The sequence below is a fragment of the Lyngbya sp. CCY1209 genome (assembly GCF_055795065.1).
In genome coordinates this window covers 1-21,763 of record NZ_JAYFER010000245.1, presented here as the reverse complement: position 1 = coordinate 21,763, position 21,763 = coordinate 1, and the positions used below count along the sequence as shown (strand labels likewise).

Genomic DNA, 21,763 nt, shown 5'->3' with positions numbered 1-21,763 from the left:
GCCAGTTAAGGCTTAAGCTGGTCAGCTACCTGAAGGGGAGGGCACGAAGCCCCCGTGCTTCAGCCGGGGGTGCTGACCTTTCGGGTTGCAACTCAACTTTTGCATCTGGACTGGATTGACTACTCCCCGCGCTGAAGCGACGGGGATTCCCCGGAGGGATTTCAGAACTTCCGACTTGTCGGACTCATAGGCGAAGTCAAATACGCCTCTATGGGTTGCCCAAAGGCTTCCCTTTACTTGTTTCTGATCGCCTTTTGCCTCTCGCCGATGAAACCACTTTGCTACCGACATTTCTGCGTGATGCAAGTCTGCCCTCACGGGATGTTAAGCCCCTTCCATTCGGGTCACAGAGAAGGTAATTGCAATTATATCATTGCGGCTAAAGCCGCACGAGTCGCGTTTCCGCCCCGGATTAAAATCGCGGGGCTACCACGCTCCCGGACTCTTTCGTGTTTTGCCAGTTGCATCCCGATTGCTTCTGATTGAGAGCAGAGAATTTGACAGATTGGCAAATTTGTGATAGCAAGTCTTGATTTGTAATTTTTGAGTCAAGGAACGGTTGTAGCGTCTTGAGCAGAACGCTGCAACCGCTGCAGGATGAGAGGTTTAAGGAAACGGGACTGGCCGGACTCGAACCGGCGACCTAGCGCTTCAGATTTGTGTGAGTTTCCCCACTCTCTGGACTATCCCTTCACCTTAGACAAACCGCCCGTAGGTGGTGGCCGTTACGTTCGAGAAGCGGTCGATCCCGACTCCTCAAACCAGTCTCTGCACCTTCTCTACCCCGAGGGAGTAGAGCTTGGCTCAAGATTACCTTATCCATCATCGGATGAACTTAGGCTTCCCTGAGTTTGACCACATTCACACAAGGGGTTTCCCCACATGGTGCCCGATTCTTCAGGAGGCGCTTGCTCTATCCAACTGAGCCACAGCCCCAGGTGTTAGTTATCTTAACAGATCGAGGGCAGGATTGCTAGGAAAGGAGCCAGAAGAAGACATCAATTGATAATAATTATTAATTGTTAATTATCCAAGTTTCCGTCCACGGGCCGCCGCCGGTTTCCACGCCGCACAGGGAACTGTGAGCCTCCAGAATCAGCCGGCTTCCCTGCCGCAGTTGCAGGGTGACGTCCCCTTTCATGGTGTCACGGCAGCAGAAGGTCAGACCGTCTTGGGTGGGTGCGCGGAGGGGGGTTCCGGGGCGATCGCTCGTCGCCGTCAGAGACACCTGAAATTGTCCGTTGTCGGCCCGCATCTGCCAACTTCCCCAGGGTTCGACCTGCCAGGAGACTTGGCCATTCCAGGGAACGAACTCGTAAAATTCGCCACGGTAGTGGATGCCCACCATCGCCACGGACTCCATCCACCACAGGACGCCGCGCCGTCCGCCCCCCGCCGTCAACGCCAAATCGGGGATTCCGTCGAAGCAATTGCAGTTGACCCAAAACCACTTTTCCGGGAAGGCGCCGCCCCAGTTTTTTTCACCATAAGCCGGGGCGTTGGTAAACTCGTAGCGATCGCCGTTCCATTCGATCCACCCCGTCGCCCAGCCGTGGGCCATCAAAATTTGCCAACCCGGTTCAAATATCGGCAGAAACGATAACCAACCGGCCGTGGACTGCTGGAGTCGGGCCGGGTTTCCCCAGCCGTAGACGGGGGTGATGGCGTATTGCCAGCGGCAGGCGTTCGGACCGTCTTTGAGGGTGCCCTGGTGCCAGGTCGCCGTCCCCTGATACCCCTGGCGGATGTGGCGATCGAACAGTTGGGGGTCGAGATAACCCGGACTGGCGTTCAGGTCGGTGTCTCCCCAGTGGCCCAGTTCCAGGGCGTCGGGGGCGGCCCAAAATTTGTTCACGTCGGGGAAGGTGCGGCAGAGGTAGCCGTCGTCGGGTCCGAGGATCTGCGCCCCGCCACCGCTGTGGGGCCGGCCCCCCAGGGGATCTTCGATGGAGTACATGAAGGCGAAGGTCTGGCCAGGTTCGGGGAGGGTGACGCGGTAGTACCAGCCCTCGAAGAAACGGCGATCGCTTCCGTCCCAGTGGTAGCCGCTGTGGGGGGTTTGCAGGGGATTCGGTTTGGCACTCAGCATAGGGCAGGCAATGTAGGCAAGAGGCAAGAGGCAACAGTTGGAGTCGGGGCGGAGGTTGAGGTTTTGGGAAGCCGGTATATTAAATGATGCAGATATTTCTCGATCGATGATGACCCTTCCCCCGTGGCGATCGCACTTGGCGGCGGCACTGCACCGAAATCGTAGCCTTCCCAATTCCCGTTACCTGCAACTGGCGACTGTCCGGGCCGACGGGTGTCCCGCCAATCGGACGGTGGTATTTCGGGGATTTGCGGACAATAGTAATTGTCTCAAATTTGTCACAGACCTCCGCAGCGAAAAGGTCGGCCAGATCGGCGGCAATCCTCGGGGGGAGGCGTGCTGGTATTTTCCCAAAACCCGGGAACAGTTTCGCCTGTCGGGGGAGTTGAGGGTGATTGGCGATAATTCGGGCGATCGCGATCTCGACGCCCTCCGCCATCAGGCTTGGCAGGAATTGTCCGATCGCGCCAAACCGCAATTTTTCTGGCCCGAACCGGGGGGGGAGCGATCGCCCGCGAGTGCCTTTGAACCGCCCGATCCCATCCCGGAAAAAGCGCCGCCCCCGTTCGTGTTGCTGCTGTTGGAACCGGAGTGGGTGGATCACTTGCAGTTGCGCGGCGAACCGCAGGATCGGATCATTTACGGTCGTCAGGCGGACGGGACTTGGCGCGATCGCGCCGTCAACCCTTAAATGCCGGAACCGTCGAAAAATTCCCGGAGCGCCCGGTCTTGGATGCGGCAGCTTCGGCTGAGGGCGACTTCCGGAGATACCCCGTCAGAGGGTTGGGAATTCCCGCCCACGCCGGCATCGACGAGGACGACCTGCTCTTTCCGGAGGTCTTCCATCTGCTGTTCCAGGGTTTCGATGCGATCGACCAAGGCGCGGATGACCACGGCTTCGGAGTCCGGCAAGCTGCCGTGTTCGAGGGGATCGACCCGGGCGCCGGAGCGGTAGACCACCCGGCCGGGAACGCCCACCACGGTGCAGTTGGAGGGGACATCCCGCAACACCACGGAACCCGCCCCGATGCGGACGTTGTTGCCGATTTGCAGGTTTCCGAGCACTTTAGCCCCGGCCCCGACGACCACGTTTTCCCCGAGAGTGGGATGCCGCTTGCCGCTTTCTTTGCCGGTCCCCCCGAGGGTGACGCCCTGGTAAATCAGGCATAAGTCTCCCACGATCGCGGTTTCGCCGATCACCACCCCCATGCCGTGGTCGATGAACACGCCCTGTCCGATGGTGGCGCCGGGGTGAATTTCGATGCCGGTGATGAACCGGGACAGGTGGGAAATCAGGCGGGGGACGAGGGGCAAGCCGATGCAGTACAGCCAGTGGGCCAGGCGGTGGAACAGCAGGGCTTGCAAGCCGGGGTAGCAGAACAGGACTTCTAGCCAGTTCCGAGCAGCAGGGTCGCGATCGAAGATAATGCGAAAGTCAGCTCGAAGGGTCTTTAGCACGATCAAAAACCAATTTTTGTTAAACAAATCACTTATCTATGTTAAAGGATGAGTGCTTTTTCGAGAAAGGGATTGTCAAGATTTACTCAAATCGAAAGATGGCCCACTGTTTCGTCCGTGGGATGGAGACTCTCGCCCCGACCCGGTGTCCCTCTCCGCCCCCGGGTTCGTTGACGACTGCCACAATTGGGGGGTTCGGGGGTGAGAATTTCCCCCCCTCTGTGTCCTCCGTGCCTCTGTGGTGAAATTTTACCGGAAAATTGGGTCGAAAGCCTCGGCGGGTCGGGTTGAACGAAAACCCGACCCGCATCAACGACAATTCAAAAACGGGAAATTAGTGCCGAACTTTTTGCAAAATTTGCACGCCGACTGAGGAATTAAATTCCTTGGCAATGACCGGACATTTGGCTTTCAGGAGAAAGAAGATATTTTGCTGATTGTCGCTGAGGCTTTCGTAATTTCCCTGACCTTTGGCAATAATTAGATCGGCGGCTTGGAAGCGATCGCGAAACTCGGGCGAACAGAATTCCAACACCGTTCCGGGCGCGTCGAAACCGTTATCGATGACGGGGACAATTTTCGTCATTCCCACGGCTTCGGCATCGACCATTGTCACGTCGTTGAGGACCGGATTTCCCCGGACGACGAAGGTGATTTTTTCCCGGGGCAATTGTTCGATCAGCAGACGATCGCAGACGATTTCTCCGGCATTATCCCCCAAATACAATATCGTTTCTGCCCGTTCCACTTCCCGGCGTAATTGTTCAACGGCGGCGCGATCGAGGGGGATAGCACTGGCTTCGGACATGACATTATCGATGGTTTCCTCGTCGAGATTTTGAATCGCGCCGAAGTCGATAATATTGGCTGCGATCGCCATTCTGACCGCCATTTCCAGGGGGTCTTCCGCCGATTGGATCTGTTGTGAAAAATGAGGATAAAGAGCCAGCATCCGCCGATTGCTGCGGTCTTTAATTTCCCGATACGGGTCGGGATTTCCGCTCGCCTCCCGCAGGGTGCGGTGAATTTCCGCCCCGATTTCCACCGTCGAGCGATCGAAATTCATCCGACTCACGTCCTCCAACACTTCCCCCATCACTTGCTCGCGACGGCTCGGATCATCGACCGCTATTGTCACCGCCGACTGAGCTTGTTTCAAAAAGCAAGAAATACAATCGATATAGGTTCTCATGATCTTTGATTTGATATCGTCTTTGATTGGATGACGGGGGAATGAAAAAGAAATCCCAACCATCCCCCCTCAACGACAGAAAACACGAAGAATCCGCCTCCCCGGCAAAATCCCTCTCATCTGCCATCAATGATCGCAGGCATTCTTTCCGGTGGATAAACTACCGCTCAAATACTGCTGAACCACCGTTTTCGGTTCCAGGGCAGGGCAACCCGCGATCGCCTCTATTCCCTGTTCGGATAACAGACTTTGAGCCTTCGGACCCAGACCCCCCGCCAATACTAAATCGACTCCCATTTCCCCCAGCCACTTGGGAAATAATCCCGGTTCGTGGGGCGGTGGTGTCAGGGTTTCGGATTCCAGAATTTTTTTGCTATCCGGATCGATCGCGAACAGGGCAAAAACCTGGCAGTGACCGAAATGGGGCGACAATAATCCCTCGGAAACGGGAACGGCAACTTTCATGGCAATACTCCTCTGGTTAATGGGTCTAAAAATGACTAAAAATTGGGGGTGAGTTGCAACAGTTGCGCCACCCGATCCCAGATAGTCCGCAAACTCTCGGCGGCATCGTTATCGCCATATTCGACGACACTCAATCCCGCCGTCTGGGCTTCCGTCACCGCCGGAGAATAGGGAATGCGGCCGGCGACTTGCAGCCCCCGTTCGATCGCATATTTTTCGATCTGTTCCGTCAACTCCAAATTCAGGTCGGCTTTATTGACACAAACCATCGCCGGGAGGCGAAAGCGGCGCAACAACTCCACCACGCGATCGAGATCGTGGAAACCGCTCGGCGTCGGTTCCGTCACCAACAGGACGGCATCGGCCCCCGTCAGAGAGGCCATCACCGGGCATCCGACCCCCGGCGACCCGTCGGCGACGATCAGATTCAGGCCCAATTGTTCGGCGGTTTCCCTGGCTTTTTTCCTCACCAGCGTCACCAATTTGCCGGAATTTTCCTCGGCGATACCCAAGCGGGCGTGAACCATCGGGCCGTGGCGGGTGTCGGAGACGAACCATTCCCCGTTCACCGCCGCACCGAAATCGATCGCCTCGCCGGGACAGAACCGCACGCACACCCCGCAGCCCTCGCAGGCGATGGGATCGACCCGGTATCCGCCCTCGGGAGTCCAATGGATGGCGTCGAAGCGGCAGTATTCTTGGCAGGCACCGCAGCCCATACAGCGCTCGGGGTCGATGGTGGCGCGGTTGCCGCCCACGAAATCGGCGCGATCGCGGATCGTGGGGGATAAAATCAAGTGCAGGTCGGCCGCGTCTACGTCGCAGTCGGCGAGGACGGGGCGGGGAGCCAGGGCCGCAAAGGAGGCTACCGTGCTGGTTTTGCCCGTGCCGCCTTTGCCGCTGATGACGACGAGTTCTTTCATAATTCCACCTGTTGCGAGAGGGTGCGGGCGATGTTGGCGAATTGGGTTTGAGCCTCCGGGAGGGCGTCCACCGCTAGTTGTCCCCGGGAGTAGGCCACGGCCACGCGGCGATCGTCGGGGATTTCGCCGAGGATGTCGATGTTTTCGGCTTCGCAGTAGGCATAAAGGGCGCGATCGCCGATTCCGGCCCGGTTGACAATGATTCCAAAGGGGATGTCCAAAACCCGCGCCATCTCCACCACCAGTTTCAAATCGTGCAAACCGAAGGGGGTGGGTTCGGCGACGAGCACCAGATAATCCGCGTCCCGCAGGGTTTCTACCACCGGGCAGGACGTGCCGGGGGGCGCGTCGAGGATGGCGATGCCATTGGGGGGAATCTGTTCTTTGACGGCTTGAATCACTGGGGGGGTTTTGACTTGGCCGATATCGAGCAATCCGCTGACAAAGCCCAAACCGTCGGCGGTTCCGGTTTCCACGGTGCCGATTTCTTGGGGTACTTCGGCGATCGCACCTTCGGGACAGACGAGAACGCACCCCCCGCAACTGTGGCACAATTCCGGAAACACCATCGCCGATCCCTTCAGGGCCACGATGGCGTTGAATTGGCAGATATCGGCACATTCGCCGCAGCCGATGCAGCGGGAGGCATCGACCCGGGGAATGGGGACGGTGACGCGATCGCGCCGTTCCACTGTCGGATGTAAAAATAAGTGTCCGTTCGGTTCTTCAACGTCGCAGTCGAGGTAGGTGACGGCACCGCCCCCCCGCGCCAGGGTGACGGCCAAATTCGCCGCCACGGTGGTTTTACCCGTCCCCCCCTTTCCTCCGGCGATACAGATAGTCGTGCGTTCCGGTTTCATCAAAACCTCCTTATTAAAGGTCGGGTGTAGGGTGTAGGGTGTAGGGTGTAGGGAATTTTAGATTTTAGATTCCCCTTTGGGAAGGAGTCAGACGTGAGGAGCCAAAAGTGAGAATTTTCTCTCTCCTCTTTTCTCTCTCCTCTTTTCTCTCTTCTCTTTCCTCCCCATTCCCCATTCCCCATCACTCGGACAACTGGCGCCATTCTTCCAAAGCTGAACGGACGGTTGTCGCGCTCGTGGTGTAGGTTTCAACGCCGCCCGCAGTCAGGACGCGAGCCGCTTTGGGCCCGAAACTGCCGGAAATCGCCACTTGGGCACCGTTTTCGGCTACCGTCGCGGCGACTTTGACCCCCGCACCCCCCGACTCGGCGGCGGCATCGTTGGCAATGGCGGTCGATTCTCCGGTGTCCGGGTCTGTGAAAATTAAATAGGCGCAGCGCCCGAAACGGGGATCTAGGGGGGCATCCAGGTTATCCCCCGTCGAACTGATGGCAACTTTCATCGCGAGTTTGGCCGTGTTTCAAAACTGTATGAGTCTATAGTAAAGTAATTGTTGCAGGTTGTCGCGATTGTTCGGAATGATTTAACAACTTCTAGGCGACGTGCTCTTCCTGACCGGACTCCATCAGGAAGCGGAACGCCTTGACGATGTAACCCGCGCAGACGTAGGGGGACGACTCATAAAAATTGTGCCAAGCCTTGGCTTTGTCCTCGTCGTAGCGATCGCTCCGTTCGGGATACCGTTCCAGCCACCCCAGCCGCACTGCGTAGCCGATCAAAACATCCAAAACAATGTAATCTTCCACCTGCAATTCCGGGTTGCGACTGACGATCGCATTCAATTCCATCAGCGCTTCCACGTTCATCTGCCGGTATTCCGGTGCCTCGATTTTATTCAGCAAGTGCTCCACCGTCAGGGCGAAATTCTTCTCACCCGGCGTCATTTCCGACACGATCGGATCGCTGTCCAACCGGTTGCGCCGCTCCAATTTATCGCCGATCACCAAACCTTTGCAATGGGACAAAACTGCCCAAACGTTGGGATAAAAATCTTTGGGTATCCGCCCCGTCGCGCCGGACATCTGGCGCTGGCGACGCCAACCGCCCAGGGGGGTGATATCGCCCTCTTTTTCTGGGGCGATTTCCCAGTCAATTTCGGCCTGGGATTGGCGGACGTGGAGGGCTTCCCGCTTTTTCAATAACTGATTCATTTTCTCGTAGCTGGCGAGCACCTGGCGCAGGCGATTTTTGATTTCAAAGGGGGTCAGGTGCATCAACTGTTCGTAACCCTCATCCTGGGTGACTTTCAACTCGGCGGCGAGCTCGCTGGTGAGGAGCAATATCAAGTAATTGACCCGCAACACCAACAACCCTTTGAATAGCACCGGTTCCGACCGGATCAACCATCCCAAATAAATGAGAATTTCCTGGGTGAGGACGCGATCGCGAATATCTTCCCCGCAGAATTCATCGATTTTTTGGACGATTTCTTTTGCCGGCATTGGTTGGGCGATGACGGACTGTTCGCTGTAGGCTTTTCCGACGGTAATTTGTTTCCCTCGGACCAATATTTCCGTCACCGCATCCGACAAACCGATATCGACTTTCCCCAGCAACCCGGCGGCTTCCCGCACCACCGCCCACTCGATTTTCGGGGGCATCCCGTACATTTCGATATACTGCATCAAATCGGTTTTGGATCGGAACCCCTGTTCGGCTTTCAAGTAAACTTCGTTCACCAGATCCCGCACCGTCACGCACCGCTGAGAACCGCCGAATCCGGTGTCAAAATCCAACCCTTCCAGATGGATCAGCGATCGCAACAGTTCGATCTGTTCGTAAATATTTTCCGCTTTTTTCAATTCTTGCAATACCGATTCGGAATCCGTTTCCCGTTCCAGGCGAAATTCCTGGGTCGCACTCAGGGGAGAATTGCGATCGGGTTTGTGGATTAAATAGAACGTCTGGGATGGGGTTTCCGTCACCGCCGATTCGGTAAACGCCACGTCGGGCAGGAAATTCATCCATTCCGTCCCCGCCTTCGGCATCAGTTGTTTCAGCGATCCCAACTTCACCCGCACCCCGTTGCAGGTTCCGGTTTTGAGTTCGTCGATGAGGTTTAATAACGCTTCCTGACCCGTTTCTAACATTGTCCAAGTTAGCAGTAGCGTCATCGTCGGGCGCCCGATCTGGTTCCAGTTTCGCTGGATGTAAGCCAGTTCGCTTTTCATCTGGGAGACGAGGAAGTGATAGTCGAGGGTGAGATAAAATTCCTGCTGGTCCAAAAAGGCGGGTAGGAACACCACCGTTTCCCCCAAAATGTGGAAAATTCGGGAGGTGCTCAAACTCCACAGGCGCTTCACAAATCGCCCGCTGAGTCCGAGTTTTTCACTGCGTCCAATTTGGGTGTAAATTTGGGAGAGTTCCCGGGCGTGGCGAATTTGGATGGGTTCCACCTGTTTGGGGGTGTGGGTGACGATGCCCCGGTTGGCGAGTTCCCGCTGCAAATCCTCGTCTTCGGCGAGGAGGGAAATTTGCACGATCGGATCGCGGTGGCGGCGGACGCACAGGTGCCGTCCGAGGGGGTCGATATCGCCGATATCTAACAATCCTTCGTGAATGAGGGTGCCGAGATAATACAGACTTTGCGCCCAAACGAGGGGGATATTTTCGTTGGGTTTGCGGGGTTGGCTGCGGGGATTTTCTCGTTCGGCTTCGATGGATTCTGGCGGGACGTAGTAGAGTTCCGGGAGGAGTTTGAAGCCGTCCCGTTCGACGAGGAGGGATTCGAGACGGCCGAGGTATTCGTTGACGCGATCGCGATCGCCGGTAAATAATCCGTCCAACAGTAAATAGGTGAAAAACAGCGGCCACTCGCTCTCGATATTTTCAAACTGTTTGAGTTCGTGGGGTTCGTAGTGCAGCCTCTCGCTATCTTCTAAGACGGTTTGGTGTCCGTCTCTCAAGAACCGTTTGCAGCCGTAATTTCCCTGCAATTTTTCGATGATTTTATTGCGGGTGCGATCGATTAATTCCTGTTCTTCGACGGCAAAAGCCGGGAAACTGATGACGCTCAATAAAGAGGCATCCACTTCCTTGGAACCGGACTCGCGGGGCAGTATGGATTTCAGGGTGATGCGGCTGCGGGCAACTTCGTCATGAAGAATATTAATCGCGGATTCCTGGGAACCGTCAACGCCGAATAAATTTAGTCCGTCCATCGCTTCGAGGGCGGCTTTCGCCATGCCGATGGAACTGGCGTTGAGTTCCGGATTTCCGTGGTTGATTTTATTGCCCCGTTCCCAAATTCCGTAGTCCGGAATCCGGTAGGCGCGGCCGATATAGTAAACTAAATTTTGGATAAAACAGACTTCATCCAAAGTATAAATAATCTGCAATCCCGATGCGGTCATCTGCGCCAACATCAGCAGGTAAATGGACGTCGCGTCGAGTTGTAAATGTCCCCACTCGTGGTCCCCGACGACAGTATCTCCGGTGGTGGTATCGTATTTGGCATGGAGGGCATCGAGGGGATGCTGGCTTTTTTTGAAGCGTTCCACTTTGTCCGCCTGCCGCATCATGGCGAATAGCAAGCCCCGCATCAATTTTATAACGCTGTGTTCGAGTTCGTAGGTGCGATCGGGGCGATCGTCCACTTTCCGATAGGCGAGGGCGAGTCCCCACACCGCGAGGATGCTGTAGACGTTATCCCGCACCCAGGCATCGGTGTAGTTGCCGTGGGTGGTGATGGCGGTGCTGGCGGGAAGCAAGCCGCTGACGGGGTTCTGTCGCCGGAGGATGACCGTTTTGATCTGGTGGTAGTAATCCTCCAACCGTGCCGTCCGTTCGGCTGCTGTCATCGACATTTCTCGTATCCTCCTCGCGATCGCGATCGAACCGCCAGATGTGGCATCTTGAGCGATTTTTAATGTTAGCATACTCTCGGAATTTGCTCTAAAAAGCGTTCCCGTCGCGATCGCCCGTTCCATTTGTCTGTTCGTCACGAACAATTCGGCCGGCGATCGCAATTCACCCACCCCCCATTTCGTTGTCGGGCTTTAGCCCCAGAGTAACTGCGCTAAAACGCACCAACAGAAAGGAGTCAAACAAGATGGAAAAAACTGCGATCGCGATCGGTGGCGGCCCGGCTGGTTTGGCGACTGCCTTGATGCTTGCCAAAAGCGGTTGGAACAATATTACCGTTTTGGAAAAACGCCCGTCCGCCGATTTCTACGAACCCGACAAATCCTTTCTTTATTTGATCGACGGCCGCGGCCAAAAATGCACCGACTTTCTGGGACTGAGCGATCGCCTTGCGGAACTCGGCGTCGCCAACACGGACGTTAATTTTACGGTCATCCAAGCTGACGGAAGCCAGAACACCTCAAAAATGCCCGTTCCCGGAAGTCGCGATCGCAAAACCGCGTACTGGCTCCCCCGCTCTACTTTCATGCAATTATTATATCAGGAAATCGAACAAAATTGGCGACATTGCATCACGGTTTTATTCGACACGGTTTGTCTCGAAATTGATCGAGCGATCGCGGATAGCGATGGTTCGGAAAAACTCAAAGTTATCGCCAAAAATAATAACGAAGGCGATGACCAAAATTTGACCTTTGAAACAGACCTGCTGCTGGGTTGCGATGGCATCACTTCCATCGTCCGAAAAACGTTATCAAAATGGGACGATTCCGCCGGATCGAAACGGTTTGAAATGCGGCACTTTCCCTCTCCGAGTTCGGGTTTGAAATACAAAGTCCTCACCCTGCCGCCCCAACCGCCCCTCAACCGCGACGGTTCGGAACGGGCGATTCCCAGCACCGCCTACGCCATCCGCGGCGCGTTCCGAGATCGCGATCGTGCCGTTTCTTTGGGTTTGCTGCCGAGGAAAAATCCCGACGAACCCCGCACCGCCAATATCATCACCTATCCCGATCGCGACATCTGGAAACTGCAAGACGGCAAGCAGGTATTTGATTTTTTGGAAACCGCTTTTCCCCAATTGCCAATCGACAAAATATTATCTTCTGAAGAAGTCGCCCGATTTGCAGAAAGCCAGGGCGGACAATTTCCCGATCCCCAATATTGTCCCGGACTGTTTTTTCTGTTGTCCGAAAATGACAAAAATACGGCCGGAGTGGTGCTGATGGGAGATGCCATCCACTGTTTCCCGCCGGATATCGGGCAGGGTGTCAACGCTGCGTTGGAGGATGTATGCGTCCTCCATCAAGCCATTTCCGAAGCCGAGAATGACCTTTCCCGCGCTTTGCCGCTGTACGAATCTTTACGGGCCAACGACACCGCAGCTTTGGCTAAACTCGCCCAAATTGGCTTCCCGTGGCAATACAATCAAAACCAATTTCGCAAGAATTTGTGGCGAGTCAATGTGATTTTGAGAGTCCTGTTAAATCGGTTATTGCCTCAAATTTTTGATCCCCCCGCAATTTTGATGATTTCCAATTACAATTTGAGTTATGATGAGATTTGGAGGAAAGCGCAGAAAACGACGGCGATTCTGTATCTATTGATTTCGGGGTTGGCGATCGCATCCTGGGTTTCAATTTGGCGATTCTGACCTGAAAAAATGCGATCGCGGTTCTCTCCCCCCCGCAGAAATCCAGACGGACGCGCAGATCGAACGTATAATTTGGATAATTTGCGATCGATTTGCAGTGTGTGTGAGGGAGTTATGTCTCAAGGTTTGCTGACGCCGGAAGCGAGTCCCCCGACGTTTCCCGTTTTGGGGTTGCCGGTGCACCTGGCCGAAAATTACGGCGATTGGCTGTCGCGTCGCCTGCGTCTGGGGTTGGGAACCCAGGTCATCACCCTGAATGCCGAAATGGCGATGCAGGCTGAACGGAACGAGCCCCTGGCGACGGCGATTCGGGAGGCGGATTTGGTCATTCCCGACGGGGCGGGGGTCGTCCTTTATCTGAAATTCAAGGGATATCAAATTCAACGCTGTCCGGGAATCGAACTCTCGGAAGCGGTGATTCATCGGGTGAACCAGTTCGGGTCCTCCGGATTGGCGTTTTTCTACGGCGGGAAACCGGGAGTCGCCCAGAAGGCGGCGGATGCGTTCCAGCGGCAGGTTCCGGGATTGGCGATCGCATCTTATCACGGTTATTTATCCCCCTCGGAAGAACAAGAAATGAAAGAAACCCTGCGGGAATTACAACCCCAAGTGATTCTTGTCGGATTGGGTGTGCCCCGCCAGGAATTTTGGATCGCCGAAAATCGCCACCTCTGTCCGAATTCGATTTGGATTGGCGTGGGGGGCAGTTTCGATATTTGGGCGGGGGAGAAAGAACGGGCGCCCGCCTGGTTCTGTAACAATCATTTGGAGTGGTTGTATCGCCTCTATCAAGAGCCCTGGCGGTGGCGGCGGATGCTGGCACTTCCCCAGTTCGCATGGAAGGCGTTTTGGAAATCGTGATATTTGAGAAACCGGGTTTATATCCGAATGTCAGTGTGGGAACCGAAGCTGTTCTCGCCAAACCCGGTTTCTCGGCTATTCTTATTCAATGCCACACCGATCTAATTTGGCGGTAATTGCCAGGATTCTTTTCAACCCGAAACCGCCGATTTTTCCCAGGAAGCGGCTGGCGATCGCAATATCTCCGACCCGACCCGTGGGCAAGTGACCTTTGGGTGCTTGATCGACATCGAAGATGAGATTATTATACCACAAAAAGTCATTTTTTCCCCGCCAGCCGACCCGTTCTCCGAAGGTATTGTAGGTTTCGATATTCGCAGTGGCAGAACCGCCGATCGCTTTCCAAATTTGATTCTGGACGCTGAACCCGAAGCGGCCGGCGCTGTGGCGGACCCACAGGTTATCGATCGCCCGCAGGATTTCGCAGGGTAAAGCGTCGAGACTTTTCAGGTCGAGATAGCCCTGCTGTTCGCGATTAGTCGCCTGTAAAATCAGGGTGGTCGTCTCGCGATCGGCATCTTTCCAGCGGCCGTTTTTGAGCAGATTTTCGAGGTGCGTGTAGTCGATTTTTGGGGAGATAAAAGGTGCGATCGCCCTCGACACCGCCCCGACGGATTGATGGCGTTTGTTGGCGGTGTGAGACAACATTTTATCCAAGACTTGGGCGAAGGCGGGATTGACGGGTTCGCTCAAATACTGCCGCCACACCCATTCCCCCTCGTTGGCGTCGTACAATTGTACGGGGTCGATGTGGGTGAGTAAATAAATGCAAGTCACGCCCAAACTGTAGATATCGCTGGTAAAATTAGCCTGTCCGAAGGTCTGTTCGGGGGCGGCGTAGCCCGAGGAACCGATGGAGGTTCCGGGGGTCGTCAAAGCCGTAGAAGTCGCGAATTTTGCCGCGCCGAAGTCCACCAAAAATAATTGATTGTCCGACGTGCGCCGGATGATATTGTCGGGTTTGATATCTCGGTGGATGACCTGCTTTTTGTGGACGAAATCTAGGACGGGGAGGAGATCTTGCAGCAGTTGGAGGATGCGATCTGCCCCGAAATTTCCCGACTCCTGCAATTCTTGCTGGAGGTTTTTTCCCCGGATGTATTCTTGGACTAAATATTGGCGATCGTCTTGGGTAAAATAGGCGTAGAGTTCGGGAATTTGCGGGTGGTGTCCCAACTCGTCGAGGCGGACGGCTTCCCGTTCAAACAGTTGTTTCGCTTTGTCGAGGGTTTTGGTGCCCTGGGCTTGGGGATAAAATTGTTTGATGGCGCAGGGGGGTTTGGAGGGTTTGTCTTCGTCGAACCCCTTGAAGGTGCGGCCGAACCCGCCCTGACCGATAATTTCGAGGGCGCGATAGCGTCCTTTCAGCAACAATTGGGTGCCGCAACGCTGACAAAATTTGGCATCGGACGGGTTACTCGCCAGACAATCAGGGTTCAAGCATTGGCTCATTTATCTTCTCCAAATAACCCCCGCCGTTTATTTTACCGCAATTGGGGGGATTCTTTCGCGGAGATGCCGCGCGATCGCAACCTCATCCCAAAACCGGGACACGATGGGCCGGATAAATCCGAATTTCTGTCCCGGTGTATTCGGGAAGTCAGCCTATAGTAAGGTTCCCGATGTCGGTTCGTGATCGGGGGGATTGTGGAAGCTGACTCGTTCGTATATGTCTTTTAGGGGGAGGGTGTAGTTGACGGATTCTAAGGTCAGTTGGTCGTCGGCGTCTTCGTATTCAGTCAGCAGCCATTTGCCATTTTCTGTTTTGGAAAATTGTTCGACGTGAAAGGAGTATTGGTCGATTAAAATATATTCCTGGAAACTGTTGATCGAACGGTAGTAAAGGAATTTTTGGGCGCGATCGTAGTTCCGGGTCGAATCCGATAAAACTTCGACAACTAATTTGGGATTGATGACGGTATCCGTGCGGTTTTCTTGGTAAATGGGTTCGCCCGCCAGGACCATCACATCGGGATAGGTGTAGATGTTGTATCGGGGAACCCACAGACGGACATCGGCGTGATATACTTCGTAATCTTGTCCGTCGATTGTCAGCGGAAATTTGCGACAAAAATTCAAGGCGATTTTATTGTGATTGATAGTTCCGCCTGCCATTGGGATAATCTCTCCATTGCGATATTCGTTTTTGGTTTCCGATTGGGTTTCGAGGTTCAGGTATTCCTCGGGGGTGTAGGTTTTTGTTTGGGGAGTTGCGATCATGGTGAATTGCAGGTTGATAGTGTGGTTTTCAAGGTCGATGGGGGAACCGGTATCTCGCCTATTCTACCCGATTTTATAGCAAATAGCTCGGCGAGTATTGACGGGTTTGGGAAGGGAGACAAAGCTGGAAGCCGGATGAAAAGGCAGTTGTTATTCCCCATTCCCTATTCCCCATTCCCTATTAAGAAGCGCGTAGCGTTATATTTTACGGTACGGGGAGGATGTAGTGTCGCTCCCGCACCGAGGGACCCCGGACGACAATTCCCAGGCGGCGGCTGGCGGGGAGATCTGCGATCGCGTCAAATTTCCCGTTTTCATCGGTGGCAATTTCCCGATTGTCGATGTAAACTAAATCCATCGGATCGACTTGTCCCAAAACTCTCACGGTGCGCGGATTTAAGCGGGTGACTTGGAAGATTTCCAAACCCGATAAGGGCGGTGTAAAATCGGGAGATGTCGGAGATTGTCCGGGGTTGACAACGGAGAAATTGTCGGGTTCAATTCGCACTTCTTCCCCCTCAGAAATCGCCCCGACGGTGCCCTCGATGGTGCTGACTCCCGTTTTGCCGTCGGGTCCGACATTGACCCCGAAGGAGGTGCCGCGAACGCCCGCCACGGTGACGGGGGTTTCGACTCGAAAGGGGGACTCTTCGGCGGATTGTTCCGAGTCTTCCTCGTCCGCCAAAAGTCCCTCCCAGTGGAGGGCGGCGATTTCCTGGGGGTGGGCGGCGGTGGAGGTATCGCGCAAGGGTGCACTGACGAAACGGGCGACGGAGGCGCGAATTCGGCCTTTGGGGACGAAGAAAACGGTCACTTGATCGGGGGCGATGCCGGCTTCTCCGGAGGTGGTTCTGATTTCAAGAATGGTATTTTCAGCCATTTCTACGGTGCCGATGTTGCTATCGACGCGCAAAATCGCGATCGCCCCGTCTCCGGTGACGACGAGATCCCCCGCCCCAACGCGATCGCCGAGTTGGGCGGGATTGCCATTAATCGTGACATCCCCCTGGAGTCCTTCAACGGCTAACCCCCGCCTTCCCTGCACCACTTGAAGCTGTTGTTGTAGGGTGGGAACATCTGCCCTCGCCGGCGCGATCGCCCCGAATAAAATTGCCGCAATTGTAGCCGTTAATTTAAATTTTTTCATACTCCTCTCCCGAATTGGGGTGTAGGGTGTAGGGTGTAGGGTGTAGGGAAAGTGAAAAGTGAAGAGTGAAGAGTGAAAAGTAAAAGTTTCTCCATTCCCCATTTCCAATGAATCTATCCTCACCCCAAACCCGATTGATCGCCCTAGTTTCTGCCTGTATTGTCGGATTCTCCCCGATTTTAGTTGCGGCCGCCGCCCCAGATCCCCGCGTCGCGGAAGCCCAAACCGCTTTCGAGGCGGGGGTGGAATTGGTGCGGGAGGGGACGCCGGAAGCCCTGCAAATTGCCCTTACCGAACTTAACACAGCCGTCGGACTGTATCGGGAATTGGGGTCGAAAGACCGGGAAGCCGAGACACTGTGGGGGCTGGGGTTGGTGTACGATCGCCTGGGGGACCTGCGGTCGAGTTTGGACGCCTACAAAAAGGCGCTGGATTACTACAAAACGGGCGATCGCATTCAGGATCGGGCCTACACCCTCAACCAAATCGGCAGACTCCATTACAAATTGGGGGACTACCAACAGGCGATCGCATCCTACCAACAAGCCATTTCCGACTATCGCGAGGGGGGAGACAAACGGGGGGAAGCCTACGCCCTCAACGGCTTGGGGGCGGTTTACGAACCCCTGGGGAACTACCAAGCGGCGATCGACACTTACACCGCCGCCCTGGAATTACACCGCCAGATCGACAACCGGGAAGGACTCGCGAGCACCTTCAACAATCTGGGTTTGCTCTACGACAGTTTAGGGGAATATCCCCTCAGTTTCGACTATTATCGCCGATCGCTGACCCTGTGGCAGCAACTCGAAAATCGCGGCGGGGAGGCCGTCACCCTCAACAATATCGGTTTGTATTACGATTCCCAAGATAACTACAACCAGAGCCTTTACGCCTACCAGAAAGCCCTATTGCTTTACCGGGAAAAGGGCGATCGCCTCGGGATGGCCACCACCCTCAACAATATCGGCTACACCTACACCCGCCTGGGCAATTGGGATCGCGCCCGGACCAGCTTCGAGGAAGCCGAGCCCTTGTGGGAGGAAATTGCCAACCGCAGCGGATTGGCGAGCACGTTGAATAATATCGGCGTCGTCTCCGCCAAACAGGGGGATTTTGAGGGGGCGTTGCAATTTTATAGCCGGGCCCTGGCTTTGCGGCGGGAAATCGGCGATCGCGCCAAAGAAGCCCTATCCCGGTATCGGATCGCCATCGCCCGCCGGTCCGGAGGCGATCGCGATGCGGCGTTGGTGGAAATCGAAGCGGCGATCGCGATTATTGAAGATCTCCGCACCAACGTGGCATCCCAGGAACTCCGAACCACGTTTTTCGCCTCCAAACAGGAATATTACGAATTTTATATCGATTTGCTCATGGAACTGCACGGGCTGCGGCCCGATGGCGGGTATGATGCCCGGGCCTTGCAGGCCAGCGAACGGGCGAAAGCCCGGTCATTATTGGATCTCCTCGCCGAAATGGGGGGCGAGGTGACATCGGGAGTCGATCCCCAACTCCTGGAACGGAAACAACGGCTTCAACGGCAACTCGCCGCCGCCGAACAACGCCGCATCGAGCTCCTGGGCAACCCCCACACCGCCGAACAAAAGGCCGCGATCGCACAAGAGATCGATCGCCTCCTGGACGAATACCGGGGCGTTGTGGCTGAAATTCGCGCCGGGAGTCCCCGCTACGCCGCCCTGACGCAGCCCGAACCCCTGAGTTTGGCGGAAATCCAACAACAGGTTCTCGACGAACAGAGTCTGTTGCTGGCCTACTCCCTGGGGGAAAAGCGGAGTTTCGTCTGGGCGGTGACGTCCGAGTCTCTGGAAACCTACGAACTCCCCGGACGGCAAACCCTCGAAGCCGCCACCCAAAAATTTAGGGACAGTTTCATTTTGCCGAACCTGCGAATCCGCCGCACCCGGGCGGAAACGGCCGCCGCCGAGTTGGGGAAACTGTTGCTCGGTCCGGTGGCGGACCGGACCGACAAAACCCGGTTGCTGGTGGCCCCGGACGGGGCGTTGCAGTACGTCCCCTTCGCCGCCCTGTCCCAAACCGCAGGGGAAGACTATCGGCCCCTGATCGTCGATCGCGAGGTGGTGACGCTGCCTTCGGCTTCGGCCCTGGCCGTGTTGCGGCGGGAGATCGCCGGACGGAAACCAGCCGAAAGGACCGTCGCGGTTTTGGCTGATCCGGTGTTCAGCCGCTACGACGAGCGACTTCGGGACAATGGCGCGATCGCCCCGGCCCCCCTGCCGCCGGATTTGGAGCGATCGGCCCGGGAGTCGGGGGTACTCTTCGACCGCCTCCCCTACACCCAGACGGAGGCCGAACAAATTCTCGCCCTCGTCCCCCCCGGGGAATCCACCCGGGAATTCGGCTTTTCCGCCACCCGGGATTTCGCCACCAGTGAGCAACTGAGTCGCTATCGCATCCTCCACTTCGCCACCCACGGCATTCTCAACAGCCAAAACCCGGAACTCTCCGGCTTGGTCCTCTCCCTCCTCGATCCGGACGGTCAACCCCTGAACGGATTTCTGCGGTTGCACGATATTTTTAACTTGAATCTCCCCGCCGATTTGGTGGTGTTGAGCGCCTGCGAAACCGGCTTGGGGCAAGAGGTGCGGGGGGAAGGTTTGGTGGGACTCACCCGGGGTTTCATGTACGCCGGGGCGGCGCGGGTGGTGGTGAGTTTGTGGGCGGTGGACGATCGCGCCACGGCGGAATTGATGGGGATATTTTATCGCAATATGATCGAGGGCGATCGCACTCCGTCGGAGGCCCTGCGGCAGGCCCAAATCGAGATCTGGCGGCAATCCCGCTGGCACTCCCCCTACTATTGGGCGGGGTTTACGGTTCAGGGGGAATGGAACCGTTCAAAATAGGGGGAAATTGTAGTAGGATAGCGGAGAAAAATGCTGTCGAATGACTTATGGACATCCTGGCTTTATTGCGTTTGGCCTCCCATTCCGATCCATCTAACCGAAGACGAGCCCCAGCGCCCCGTCGCCGTCCCATCATCTCACTCGTGGGCGCGATCGCCCTGATTTTATTCCTGGGAATCGGTGAGGCCCACGCCCTCCGCCGGGGCGATCGGGGTTCCCAGGTGAAAGCCCTGCAAGAACAACTCCGCGACGACGGGTATTTTGACGGCCCGGTAACGGGATATTACGACTCCATGACCCGGGAGGCAGTCCGACAGTTTCAGAAAGACAAAGGGTTAAAAATTGATGGCATCGTCGGCCGGAAAACTTTAGCCGCATTGCGGGGGGAAGAAACTACAGTCCGCCCCGATTCGGCGACACCGCAAGACTTGAAAAAAATGCCAACTTTGAAGCCCGGAAGCCTGGGCTTGGAAGTTGTTAGAATTCAGGTTCAACTCAAAAGATTGGGATATTTTAATAGTTCAAAATATGGTTATTATGGATTTTTAACTCAGGCATCTGTCCGGGAATTTCAGCGCGATCGGGGCTTGAAAGTCGATGGAATTGTCGGGCCGCAAACCCGCGCAGCTTTAGCTGATGCTTCCTCTGAAAATACCCCCGTTTCACCTTCCCCAAGGGCGGCGGCTCAAACCCCCCCAGTTTCACCTCCCAAAACCGAACAGCAGGAAGTCCGCCCAACCGCCGTTCAAAGTCCCGCAGCCGCCCCGACGGAAAGCCGAGAAGAAGTGCAATTTAAAATTGACACTTCCACCCGAATTACCCCCCTTGAAATCAAAAGAACGGAGGCGATCGCCGCACCGACTCCCAGCCCGACACCGACGGAATCGCCACAAGAAATGGAAGTTTCGACCGCCGAACTTCCCAATCTAGAAGGGGGATTAAATGCCGCGATCGCCGTCTTGCAAAATCCCAGTTTCGTGGAGGCTCCACCCCGCGATCCCTCCGGGAAAATGACCCACCTCAAAACCATCACCGGCGGACTGTCTCCCAAATCCATCGTCCACTCGGGCACGGGCTTATTTTTCGCCCAAAACATGATGTACCGCCACACAATCACCATCTACGATCGCACCTTTGAATTAATTAAAACCCTCCCCGACAACATCAAACTGTCCGACTTCGGCTTCTCCAAATTCCAGGGAAATTACAAAGGTTCCCCCGTCGAAGCCTCCTTCTCCCCCGACGGCAAATTCGCCTACGTCGCCAACTATAAAATGTACGGCCCCGGCTTCAAGCGTCCCGGCACCGACAAATGTTCTCCGGCGGGAAAACACGACGACAGTTTTCTCTACAAAATAAACACCGAAACCCTCACCATAGAACAAGCCATTCAAGTGGGACCGGTTCCCAAATTTAACGCCGTCACGCCGGACGGACGGTTCGTTTTGGTGAGCAATTGGTGCGGCTGGGATTTGAGCGTCGTCGATACCCAAACGGACGAGGAAATCAAACGCATCAAAATCGGCCGCTACCCCCGAGGAATCGCCGTCCATCCCGACTCGAAAACCGCCTATGTGGCGGTGATGGGTTCCACCCAAATCGCCCGCGTCAACCTGGAAGATTTTTCCGTCAGTTGGCTGAACAATGTCGGCCGTGCCCCCCGCCATCTCAATATTAGCCCGGACGGAAAGTTTCTCTACGTCACGTTAAATTCCGAAGGCAAGGTGGCAAAACTCGACTTATCGACGGGGAAAATTATCAAAAAAATCACCACCGGAAAAAACCCGAGAAGCATGGCAATTTCCGACGACGGTCAATTTCTATACGTGGTGAATTACAAATCGAATACAATGAGTAAAGTTCGCACCGAAGACATGAAAATCATCCACAGCGTCCGCGTCAACCACCACCCCATCGGCATCACTTACGACCCCCAAATGCGACAGGTTTGGGTCGCCTGCTATTCCGGAAGCGTGATGGTCTTTCAAGATTGATAATTGTCGTCGATCCCCCTCCCGTCCCCCTTGAAAAGGGGGAGGCGAATTGAGCCCCCTCCCGTCCCCCTTGAAAAGGGGGAGGCGAATT

Annotated in this window: 16 protein-coding genes; 5 read left to right on the top strand and 11 right to left on the bottom strand. The window is 55.5% G+C overall.

Annotation, left to right across the window (positions count from 1 at the left end):
- Positions 1 to 1,015: 1,015 nt before the first annotated feature.
- On the bottom strand, positions 1,016 to 2,089 hold the full coding sequence (locus AC0QHF_RS06530; protein WP_324703385.1) for a tocopherol cyclase family protein: 1,074 nt from the start codon (positions 2,087 to 2,089) through the stop codon (positions 1,016 to 1,018).
- 109 nt (positions 2,090 to 2,198) lie between these two features.
- Between AC0QHF_RS06530 and AC0QHF_RS06525 the strand changes: the two genes are divergently transcribed.
- The gene (locus AC0QHF_RS06525; protein WP_324703386.1) at positions 2,199 to 2,780 is read left to right on the top strand and encodes an Npun_F5749 family FMN-dependent PPOX-type flavoprotein; all 582 of its coding nucleotides are present in this window, start codon (positions 2,199 to 2,201) and stop codon (positions 2,778 to 2,780) included.
- Here the strand turns inward: AC0QHF_RS06525 and cysE are convergent.
- The 7 genes from cysE to AC0QHF_RS06490 form a co-directional block, all read right to left on the bottom strand.
- Positions 2,777 to 3,547, bottom strand: a complete 771-nt coding sequence (gene cysE, locus AC0QHF_RS06520) for a serine O-acetyltransferase (protein WP_324703384.1) — start codon at positions 3,545 to 3,547, stop codon at positions 2,777 to 2,779. The genes AC0QHF_RS06525 and cysE overlap by 4 nt on opposite strands.
- Before the next feature lie 334 nt (positions 3,548 to 3,881).
- Complete coding sequence (locus tag AC0QHF_RS06515; RefSeq protein ID WP_324703383.1) at positions 3,882 to 4,739, bottom strand: damage-control phosphatase ARMT1 family protein; 858 nt, start codon at positions 4,737 to 4,739, stop codon at positions 3,882 to 3,884.
- 126 nt (positions 4,740 to 4,865) lie between these two features.
- Positions 4,866 to 5,204, bottom strand: coding sequence for a NifB/NifX family molybdenum-iron cluster-binding protein (locus AC0QHF_RS06510; protein ID WP_324703382.1), 339 nt, complete (start codon positions 5,202 to 5,204; stop codon positions 4,866 to 4,868).
- A 35-nt stretch (positions 5,205 to 5,239) separates the two neighbouring features.
- Positions 5,240 to 6,127: an ATP-binding protein gene (locus AC0QHF_RS06505; RefSeq protein ID WP_324703381.1), complete on the bottom strand. Its 888-nt coding sequence runs from the start codon at positions 6,125 to 6,127 to the stop codon at positions 5,240 to 5,242.
- Positions 6,124 to 6,987, bottom strand: coding sequence for an ATP-binding protein (locus AC0QHF_RS06500; RefSeq protein WP_324703380.1), 864 nt, complete (start codon positions 6,985 to 6,987; stop codon positions 6,124 to 6,126). Before AC0QHF_RS06500 ends, AC0QHF_RS06505 begins: the two co-directional genes overlap by 4 nt.
- A 181-nt stretch (positions 6,988 to 7,168) precedes the next feature.
- Entirely contained in the window at positions 7,169 to 7,489 is a 321-nt protein-coding gene (locus AC0QHF_RS06495; RefSeq protein WP_324703379.1) for a NifB/NifX family molybdenum-iron cluster-binding protein, read from the bottom strand.
- 91 nt (positions 7,490 to 7,580) lie between these two features.
- Positions 7,581 to 10,853, bottom strand: coding sequence for a glycoside hydrolase family 15 protein (locus tag AC0QHF_RS06490; protein WP_375341403.1), 3,273 nt, complete (start codon positions 10,851 to 10,853; stop codon positions 7,581 to 7,583).
- A gap of 245 nt (positions 10,854 to 11,098) precedes the next feature.
- Between AC0QHF_RS06490 and AC0QHF_RS06485 the strand changes: the two genes are divergently transcribed.
- A complete protein-coding gene (locus AC0QHF_RS06485; RefSeq protein WP_324703377.1) occupies positions 11,099 to 12,565 on the top strand; it encodes an FAD-dependent oxidoreductase in 1,467 nt (488 codons plus the stop codon).
- Between the two features lie 114 nt (positions 12,566 to 12,679).
- The gene (locus tag AC0QHF_RS06480; RefSeq protein ID WP_324703376.1) at positions 12,680 to 13,426 is read left to right on the top strand and encodes a WecB/TagA/CpsF family glycosyltransferase; all 747 of its coding nucleotides are present in this window, start codon (positions 12,680 to 12,682) and stop codon (positions 13,424 to 13,426) included.
- A gap of 81 nt (positions 13,427 to 13,507) precedes the next feature.
- Here AC0QHF_RS06480 and AC0QHF_RS06475 read toward each other — a convergent pair whose 3' ends face one another.
- The 3 genes from AC0QHF_RS06475 to AC0QHF_RS06465 all read right to left on the bottom strand — a co-directional run bounded on the left by AC0QHF_RS06475 (position 13,508) and on the right by AC0QHF_RS06465 (position 16,793).
- Positions 13,508 to 14,878, bottom strand: coding sequence for a protein kinase domain-containing protein (locus AC0QHF_RS06475; protein WP_324703375.1), 1,371 nt, complete (start codon positions 14,876 to 14,878; stop codon positions 13,508 to 13,510).
- Positions 14,879 to 15,031: 153 nt separating this feature from the next.
- Entirely contained in the window at positions 15,032 to 15,646 is a 615-nt protein-coding gene (locus AC0QHF_RS06470) for a Uma2 family endonuclease (RefSeq protein ID WP_324703374.1), read from the bottom strand.
- A 205-nt stretch (positions 15,647 to 15,851) separates the two neighbouring features.
- On the bottom strand, positions 15,852 to 16,793 hold the full coding sequence (locus AC0QHF_RS06465) for a FecR family protein (RefSeq protein WP_324703373.1): 942 nt from the start codon (positions 16,791 to 16,793) through the stop codon (positions 15,852 to 15,854).
- Positions 16,794 to 16,900: 107 nt separating this feature from the next.
- Between AC0QHF_RS06465 and AC0QHF_RS06460 the strand changes: the two genes are divergently transcribed.
- A complete protein-coding gene (locus tag AC0QHF_RS06460) occupies positions 16,901 to 19,678 on the top strand; it encodes a CHAT domain-containing tetratricopeptide repeat protein (protein ID WP_324703372.1) in 2,778 nt (925 codons plus the stop codon).
- Between the two features lie 47 nt (positions 19,679 to 19,725).
- Positions 19,726 to 21,672 carry a peptidoglycan-binding protein gene (locus tag AC0QHF_RS06455; protein WP_324703371.1) on the top strand — a complete coding sequence of 649 codons (1,947 nt, stop codon included), beginning with the start codon at positions 19,726 to 19,728 and terminating at the stop codon, positions 21,670 to 21,672.
- Positions 21,673 to 21,763 lie beyond the last annotated feature (91 nt).

What these genes read in the sequence shown, in the direction of transcription:
- AC0QHF_RS06530 (WP_324703385.1), bottom strand. Translation starts at nt 2,089, where the DNA reads ATGCTGAGTGCCAAACCGAATCCCCTGCAAACCCCCCACAGCGGCTAC.
- AC0QHF_RS06525 (WP_324703386.1), top strand. Translation starts at nt 2,199, where the DNA reads ATGACCCTTCCCCCGTGGCGATCGCACTTGGCGGCGGCACTGCACCGA.
- AC0QHF_RS06515 (WP_324703383.1), bottom strand. Translation starts at nt 4,739, where the DNA reads ATGAGAACCTATATCGATTGTATTTCTTGCTTTTTGAAACAAGCTCAG.
- AC0QHF_RS06510 (WP_324703382.1), bottom strand. Translation starts at nt 5,204, where the DNA reads ATGAAAGTTGCCGTTCCCGTTTCCGAGGGATTATTGTCGCCCCATTTC.
- AC0QHF_RS06505 (WP_324703381.1), bottom strand. Translation starts at nt 6,127, where the DNA reads ATGAAAGAACTCGTCGTCATCAGCGGCAAAGGCGGCACGGGCAAAACC.
- AC0QHF_RS06500 (WP_324703380.1), bottom strand. Translation starts at nt 6,987, where the DNA reads ATGAAACCGGAACGCACGACTATCTGTATCGCCGGAGGAAAGGGGGGG.
- AC0QHF_RS06495 (WP_324703379.1), bottom strand. Translation starts at nt 7,489, where the DNA reads ATGAAAGTTGCCATCAGTTCGACGGGGGATAACCTGGATGCCCCCCTA.
- AC0QHF_RS06490 (WP_375341403.1), bottom strand. Translation starts at nt 10,853, where the DNA reads ATGTCGATGACAGCAGCCGAACGGACGGCACGGTTGGAGGATTACTAC.
- AC0QHF_RS06485 (WP_324703377.1), top strand. Translation starts at nt 11,099, where the DNA reads ATGGAAAAAACTGCGATCGCGATCGGTGGCGGCCCGGCTGGTTTGGCG.
- AC0QHF_RS06480 (WP_324703376.1), top strand. Translation starts at nt 12,680, where the DNA reads ATGTCTCAAGGTTTGCTGACGCCGGAAGCGAGTCCCCCGACGTTTCCC.
- AC0QHF_RS06475 (WP_324703375.1), bottom strand. Translation starts at nt 14,878, where the DNA reads ATGAGCCAATGCTTGAACCCTGATTGTCTGGCGAGTAACCCGTCCGAT.
- AC0QHF_RS06470 (WP_324703374.1), bottom strand. Translation starts at nt 15,646, where the DNA reads ATGATCGCAACTCCCCAAACAAAAACCTACACCCCCGAGGAATACCTG.
- AC0QHF_RS06465 (WP_324703373.1), bottom strand. Translation starts at nt 16,793, where the DNA reads ATGAAAAAATTTAAATTAACGGCTACAATTGCGGCAATTTTATTCGGG.
- AC0QHF_RS06460 (WP_324703372.1), top strand. Translation starts at nt 16,901, where the DNA reads ATGAATCTATCCTCACCCCAAACCCGATTGATCGCCCTAGTTTCTGCC.
- AC0QHF_RS06455 (WP_324703371.1), top strand. Translation starts at nt 19,726, where the DNA reads ATGGACATCCTGGCTTTATTGCGTTTGGCCTCCCATTCCGATCCATCT.